This is a genomic window from Corynebacterium sp. CMW7794 (assembly GCF_001563605.1).
Taxonomy (GTDB): Bacteria; Actinomycetota; Actinomycetes; order Mycobacteriales; family Mycobacteriaceae; genus Corynebacterium; species Corynebacterium phoceense.
Genome location: NZ_KQ961767.1, coordinates 1 through 6,317 on the forward strand (window position 1 = coordinate 1; position 6,317 = coordinate 6,317).

Annotated in this window: 8 protein-coding genes and 1 pseudogene; 6 read left to right on the forward strand and 3 right to left on the reverse strand. The window is 61.4% G+C overall.

Annotated features, from left to right (window positions below):
- Positions 1-173: 173 nt before the first annotated feature.
- The 4 genes from HMPREF3227_RS10310 to HMPREF3227_RS10325 all read left to right on the forward strand — a co-directional run bounded on the left by HMPREF3227_RS10310 (position 174) and on the right by HMPREF3227_RS10325 (position 2,617).
- Positions 174-881 carry a hypothetical protein gene (locus tag HMPREF3227_RS10310; RefSeq protein ID WP_066512887.1) on the forward strand — a complete coding sequence of 236 codons (708 nt, stop codon included), beginning with the start codon at positions 174-176 and terminating at the stop codon, positions 879-881.
- Positions 882-1,049: 168 nt separating this feature from the next.
- Complete coding sequence (locus tag HMPREF3227_RS10315) at positions 1,050-1,418, forward strand: hypothetical protein (RefSeq protein WP_066512894.1); 369 nt, start codon at positions 1,050-1,052, stop codon at positions 1,416-1,418.
- Positions 1,418-1,888, forward strand: coding sequence for a hypothetical protein (locus HMPREF3227_RS10320; protein WP_066486402.1), 471 nt, complete (start codon positions 1,418-1,420; stop codon positions 1,886-1,888). The genes HMPREF3227_RS10315 and HMPREF3227_RS10320 overlap by 1 nt, the downstream gene beginning before the upstream one ends.
- Positions 1,889-2,029: 141 nt before the next feature.
- The gene (locus HMPREF3227_RS10325) at positions 2,030-2,617 is read left to right on the forward strand and encodes a CAP domain-containing protein (protein ID WP_066512897.1); all 588 of its coding nucleotides are present in this window, start codon (positions 2,030-2,032) and stop codon (positions 2,615-2,617) included.
- A 100-nt stretch (positions 2,618-2,717) separates the two neighbouring features.
- Here HMPREF3227_RS10325 and HMPREF3227_RS10330 read toward each other — a convergent pair.
- From HMPREF3227_RS10330 to HMPREF3227_RS13040, 3 genes and pseudogenes are all read right to left on the reverse strand, one after another.
- Positions 2,718-3,194, reverse strand: a pseudogene (locus HMPREF3227_RS10330) (response regulator transcription factor); the annotation flags it as partial.
- A 232-nt stretch (positions 3,195-3,426) separates the two neighbouring features.
- On the reverse strand, positions 3,427-4,986 hold the full coding sequence (locus tag HMPREF3227_RS10335) for a hypothetical protein (protein WP_066486381.1): 1,560 nt from the start codon (positions 4,984-4,986) through the stop codon (positions 3,427-3,429).
- A 36-nt stretch (positions 4,987-5,022) separates the two neighbouring features.
- Entirely contained in the window at positions 5,023-5,691 is a 669-nt protein-coding gene (locus HMPREF3227_RS13040; RefSeq protein ID WP_082750340.1) for an ImmA/IrrE family metallo-endopeptidase, read from the reverse strand.
- Between HMPREF3227_RS13040 and HMPREF3227_RS10345 the strand changes: the two genes are divergently transcribed.
- Together HMPREF3227_RS10345 and HMPREF3227_RS13370 are read left to right on the forward strand one after the other, a co-directional pair.
- On the forward strand, positions 5,623-5,925 hold the full coding sequence (locus tag HMPREF3227_RS10345; RefSeq protein WP_066512905.1) for an IS3 family transposase: 303 nt from the start codon (positions 5,623-5,625) through the stop codon (positions 5,923-5,925). The genes HMPREF3227_RS13040 and HMPREF3227_RS10345 overlap by 69 nt on opposite strands.
- Positions 5,922-6,317 (forward strand): IS3 family transposase (locus HMPREF3227_RS13370; RefSeq protein ID WP_084759296.1); only part of this gene is annotated, 396 nt, incomplete at its 3' end. The genes HMPREF3227_RS10345 and HMPREF3227_RS13370, both read left to right, overlap by 4 nt.

Below are 6,317 nucleotides of genomic sequence, written 5' to 3' on the forward strand. Positions count from 1 at the left end.
TAAAAGAAGCGGAACTAAACCCAGGACGCTTCAGGGGTGAGTATTTATCGGGTGTGCCCCTTTTGTGAGCTTGTGTCACCATCACGTGGGGGTAGTCCCCGACACACTGACACTGACTACCAGTAGGGTGGGGACACTGAATTAGTGATAGCGACCATGAGAAAGGCTCGACGATGACCACCCCGAATAATCCTTACGGCGACTCCGCATCGAACAGCGGGTTCGGCGCGAATGGTGCTGGCGATGGTGCCGCGAACGGTGCGACGTCCTCGAACGGTTCCACGAACCCCGGTGCCGGTGCTGGCCAGGGTCTGCCCAATTACGGCTCGAGCGACGCGAACCCGACGGGTACCTCGAATCCGGCTGAAGGCACGGGCAGCACTGCTTATGGTGCAGGTGCCGGTGCAGGCGCTGACTATGGCACTGGTGCGGGTGCTGGCTACACGGGCTACGGCGCAGCAGGCACGCCTGGTGCCACAGGTACTCCGGGCTACGGCCAGGGTTACCAGGGTGCTGGTGACTGGGGCGCGGCTGCGGCACAGAAGTCGAAGCTTGCGCCGTGGGCACTTGGCGTGGGTATTATCGCGCTGCTGTCGTGCCTGTTCATCATTCCGCCCGTCGTATTGGGCCCGATCGGCATCATCTTGGCCATCGTCGCGCTCGTCATGGCGCGCAAGCTGCCCAAGGAAGCACGCCGCACGTGGATGTCTGTTACGGGTCTGGTGCTCTCCGTCCTGTCGCTGCTGTTCTTTGTTGTCCTCGCAGTTGCTGTCATGGGTATCTTCGACAGCGCGAACCTGGAAGAGTGCATGAACATCACGGATCCGGCCGAGCAGCAAAAGTGCGTCGAGGATAACGTCAATAGCTCCTTCGGTCAGTAAGGCCGCTGCTGCGGCGTTTCTTGTCGCACGAACCCCGCTGAGGCTCATTCATTGAACTGTCGCCACGCGGGGTTCTTTCACGTCTTGAAGCGGGAAAGAGAAACAACCGTTCGAAGCCCAGTGTCCGGTCGCGGGGTCGTGTTGGGGGTGGGCTCTACGGTAGGGAACATGAATAAGAAGTACGACCCAGTTGCTGCTGAGCAGCTCCCCGGGCAGCCCACAGAGCAGCTCGTGGCGCACCATGCGGAGCAGCCTGCGGTGCCGTCCGCACCGGCGACACAGCCACTCACAGTTGCTGATGTGGCGAAGCTGCGGTGGTTGCGCGCGCAGATTCAGGGGCCGGTCATCTTGGCCGAATTTCGTGAGGCGACGCTCGATGCCGTCGCGGAGTATCGCGTGGACCGAGGCAAGAGCGTGGGCACCGCCGTCATCATTACGGTGGCGGCACTCGTGCTCGCCGCGGTGGCCGTGCTCGTCGGTATCACCATCATGCAGGGCGCGGCCGAGTGGATGCAATCCCTGAGGGAGGGCAGCTAATGAACTCGAAGAGTAGCGGCTGCGGCGGGATTATCGCCTTCGTCTTTCTCATCGCCATTGCAGTATGGGCGCTTGCCATTGCGCTGTGGGTCGCGGGTTTGGCCGTGGCCGTGGTCGGTGTGGGCTACGCCGGGGTGCTCATCTACCGCGCGTGGAAAGACACCGGCAAGGGCGCAGTACAGGACGAGCTCGACGCGGAGATTGTCGCGCTGGGCGTGGAATCCGCGGCGGACCTTGATGCGCTCTTGCTGGAGTGGGACTACGCGGCGGTCACCCAGGGCATCGGAAGCCCGTTGCAGGAGGCCTTCGCACAGGACCCGCGCATGGCGGAGCGCATCCGCGAGCAGATTATGGCTGCGGCGGTGCGGGTGCGCACCGCCCCGAATGAGCCGGAGCGTCTGCGCAGCGTCCTCGGCGCGGAGGAGCTGCGGGTCAACGTACAGGCACTTCTGCGTGACGGTCCAGGATGACCGCCGCCCGTGGCCCCGATAAGGGGCACGAATGGCGCCTGTCATAATCCTTAAACTAAACTGAGTGCTCGTTAAGGCTTTTCTTTCTCAGTCTGCTCAGCACCCCTATTTCCTTCATCGTCTCTTCAGGAGTGAGTTTTTATGAACGTCAATATGAATATTGACATCAACAAAATCATCGGCCTTATCGTTACGGTGATTTCGATTATCGGCGCCATCATCGGCGCGGTCCAGGGCGATACTGCTTCCTCGAGCATCAGTGGCAATGGCACCGCGCAGTCGGGCGGGACCAATTCCCAGCCGGCACCGCAGCCGGCACCGCAGCCGGCACCGAAGCCGGTGGAGCGCACGCCGGAGCAGGTGCGTGCGTCGCTTATGCGGCAGCTCAACGAGTTCCGTGCCTCGCAGGGGGTTGCACCCGTGTCTGAGTCTGCGGAGCTCAACGCCATCGCGCAGAAGTGGGCCGAGCACGAGGCCGCGCAGGGCACGTTCAACCACAGCACCCTGAAGTGCTGGACCTACACGGATTGCCCGCACGAGCACATCGCGATCGCCGGCGACCCGACCGCGGCCATCGATGTCTGGAAGCGCTCGAAGGATGGTCACCGCGAGGGCATGTACTACACGACCTCCGTTGCCGTGGGCCATGGCTTCGCGAAGTACACCGCGGGCCCGAACAAGGGCGACTGGATCATCGTGCAGTTCTGGCATGACCACAACGAGCGCTAACGCTTGAATGCGGCGACCTCACCTTCCCATGGTCATATGGGAGGTGGGGTCGTTGATGTTCTCCGGTGTTTTTCGTGAATGCGCAACGGGGTTGTGCAGACTAGACGAGGCGGTAGCCGGAGCCGCGGACGGTCTCGATGCGCTCGGGGCCGATTTTCTTGCGCAGCGTCCGGATATAGACGTCCACGACGTTGGAACCAGGATCGAAGTCCATCTCCCAGACCATGGAGAGCAGCTGCGCGCGCGAGAGAATCTGGCCGGGGTGGCGCAGGAAGGTCTCGAGCAGGCCGAACTCGCGGCGGGAGAGGTCTTTGGACGTGCCGGCGACCTCCACGCGTTGGGTGCGCAGGTCGAGGCTCACGTCCTCGTGCGTGATGGTGAAAGTTTCGGGAGCTGAACTCGTCTCAGCCGCCGGGGCGCGTGGGGCAAGCCGCAGGCGCACGCGGGCTAAGAGCTCGGCGAACTGGAAAGGCTTGGGCACGTAGTCGTCCGCGCCGCCCTCCAAGGCCTTGACGCGGGCTTCGATATTGGTGCGGGCGGTGAGCACGATTATGGGCACGCCGACCTGGAGGACGCGCTAGACACGAAGGCGGCGTGGAGCCAGATGCACCCCGCTTCGCTGAAATCAAGGAGGAGTCCCACCGGAATAGACAGCGTCACGAGGACAGCGCACGCGCAGCCGAGGCCGACCGCAAAGAGGGCGGGGTAGCAGGTGCGCCAGGTGGCACGTCACCATGGCGAAGCCATGATTGCCGCCTTTCAGGGAGCTCGGGTCTCTACTGTCGATCCTACTTCGGCGCGTGTGAGGCTTACGTGGTCTTATAGACCACGTTCCACCGCCTGCGCATCTCGGAGGTGAGGAAATAACCCGCGGGGCGAGCCAGTTCCTCGTCGATATCGTCGAGAGCCTCGAAGAAGTCCTCCACCTCCTCGTCGATAGGTTCTGCGAGATCAAACCCGCGCAGGACCGAATCCTCGTCGATGAGCACGAGCGAGTTGTCATAGGTCACGAGCACGATGAGGGCACCGAGTTGGGCGGGTGTGTACCGGGGATCGGAGATGAGGTCGGGACGCACGACGGCGACATCGTGGAGAAGACGACGGGTGGCCGTAAGGATTTCCACATCGGCGGTCTGATGGGTGCGGAACCATCGAAGAATCTGTTTGCCGGTCGCCTTGACTCGGTCGACGAGTTCCGGGGAGAGGTCCTCGGTGTTGAGCGCCTCGAGAGGGAGCGGCGACTCGTCGAGGCGTGGGCGTCCCTTCTGCAGCAGAGCGCCTATCGTCCCCTCGGCGTACTCCGGTTCCTCCGTGACTTCTTTGGCGAAGTTCTTGTGCTGCTCCTCGAGCTCCTCCATGAGGCGCGTGTGGAGATCGGCGGGGCGCTTGATCTGCTTCTTCGACCACACAAGGAGGCGTTCCAGAACGAGTGGGAAGGCCTCCAGGTAGTCCTGCGCAGCGATCACCTTGCGGGCGATGGTGTCGAGGACGATCTCGATGCGCAGCGGGGACCAATGAAGCAGGTCGGCCATGGTGTAGTTGGAGGCGATCTCGAAGAGTTGCTCGGCGGCATCGCGATCATCGCCGGTGAGCTTTTCGGCCTTGAGGAACTCCTTGAGGACCTTGTCACGGTCGCTGAAGTCATCGTTTTCTTGACGGGCGCGGGCTGCGGCGAAAGTCTGCCCGTTCGCTGGTGCTTCATTGTCGGGCAGTAGCGAGATGACCCAGGTGAGCAGCGGGCGGTTGAGCGGCCACGACTCGTTCTCATGGGAGGGGATGGTGATTTCGTCGAGGTAGAGTGCGTTGCTGAGCACCTTCTTCAGACCCGCTACTGGGACCGTCATGGTGCGTTCCTGATCCTCATTGCGGCGCATGACGTCGCGGACGGCGTCGAGCGGGAGTGCCGTCGCGAAACAGTCGTAGATGGCGCCGTTGGTCTCCGTGAGGTCGATCGAGACGTTCACGGCCACCGGCTCCGAGCCAGGGATGGCGAGCTCGAGTGCGTAGTAGACGATGTCGCCGGCGTACTGCGTGGACTCGATGACTTCGCCGATGCTCGCCTGGGTGAGGCCTTCGGCCCACGCCGGAAGTTCGTGCTCGCGGGAGGCGAGTATTTCCTGCGTTCGCGACTTACGCTCGTCGTTGGGATCTAGAACTGCCGCCACGGCCAGCGCCATGGTGGACTCCGGAGAATCCTCGCCCCAGAGCTCCTCGAAGTATGTCGTGCCGACGGGCGTGCCTTCATCTATGCCCTCCTCGCGAGCGACGCGCTCGACGTAGAAGAGTCCATTGAGAAACTCGATGAGGTCGACGGGGGATTCGTCGTTGAGGAACTGGCGTACATCCGGTGCAGGCGGTGGTGTGGTCATGCTGGATACTGTACTGTGACGCGACGAGGTGCGAGACTAGACCACCGAAAGGCGTATTTGGAGCGCGAAACTGCGGGCCAATTCGGTGGGAAGGCCAAGCTCAGTCGCCATATCGTGAAGCGAATACTTATCGTTGCCTGCGATCGTGTCAAAGACGCGCGAGCGTTCGTAAAAGGTACGACCGCCAGGTTCAGCGGAGCGGAATCCGCGCAGCGTGAGAATGCGATTGAGCTCCGTGTAGTGCCAGTCTGAGCAACGACCGACTTCGTGCACGCGCCGTGCGGCTGCGATGGCTGAGACGCGAAAGGCGGTTTTGAACTCGAGCAGCCTCTCCAACGATGGGTTGTAGGGAAGATATTCGAAGCACGCCGTGTGCGGAATGAGGAATTCTGCGGCAAAGGCATCGGCCTCGGATTCAGCCTCAGGCGTCGTGGGATCGTTGGGGTGCATAACGAGGCGGCCGAGCTCGTGAGCCAGCGTGAACCTTTCGCCTTCGGGGCTACGGCGACGCGCAGTAAAGATGTAGGGGCGACCGTCATCCCACAATGAAAAGGCATCGACAGGGGACCTGACCCCCGTTAGGTAGACACCTCTGATTCCAGCCAGTGTGGTTGGGAAGGAAGGTAATCTACCACCATGCCCCGCAAGGTTTACACGGAACAGTTCAAACGCGACGCCGTCGCGATGTTCGAGTCGAACCCGGATACCTCAATGCGCAAGGTCGCAGAAGAACTCGGAATCAATCGCTCGACTTTGGGATACTGGTACAAGCAATTCGGCACTAACGTCGCCAAGGATGAAGATGCAGCGTCACCCGTAGAAAAGCTTGCTGATGCGGAAAGAATCCGCCAGCTAGAACGCGAAAACAAAAGGCTTCGTGAAGAGCGCGATATTCTGCGTAAGGCCGCGAAGTATTTTGCGGACGAGACGACCTGGTGATCCGCTTCCAGTTCGTTGACGACAATCTCGCCGACTACTCGGTCAAGCGGATGTGCACAGTCCTGGGGCTAAATCGGTCTTCGTATTACAAGTGGAAGAACTCGGCTCCACGGCGCCGTGCGCGCCTTGTAGATGACGCTGTGGTGGCCGCGGAGATCCAGGCCATTTTCGACGCTGAAAACGGCATCTGGGGCGCTCGTCGCATCACTGCTGAACTCAACGACCGCAAGCGCGACAACGGCACTACACCTCCGGCTAAGCGCATCAATCGCAAGAGAGTGGCTAGTTTGATGCGGGCCCAGAACCTGTTCGGATTTCAAAAAAGAAGCGCAGGGTCAAGACCACTGCGCGTGACAAATGAAGTGCCCCAGGTTTTGTTCCGTTTGAGTAGA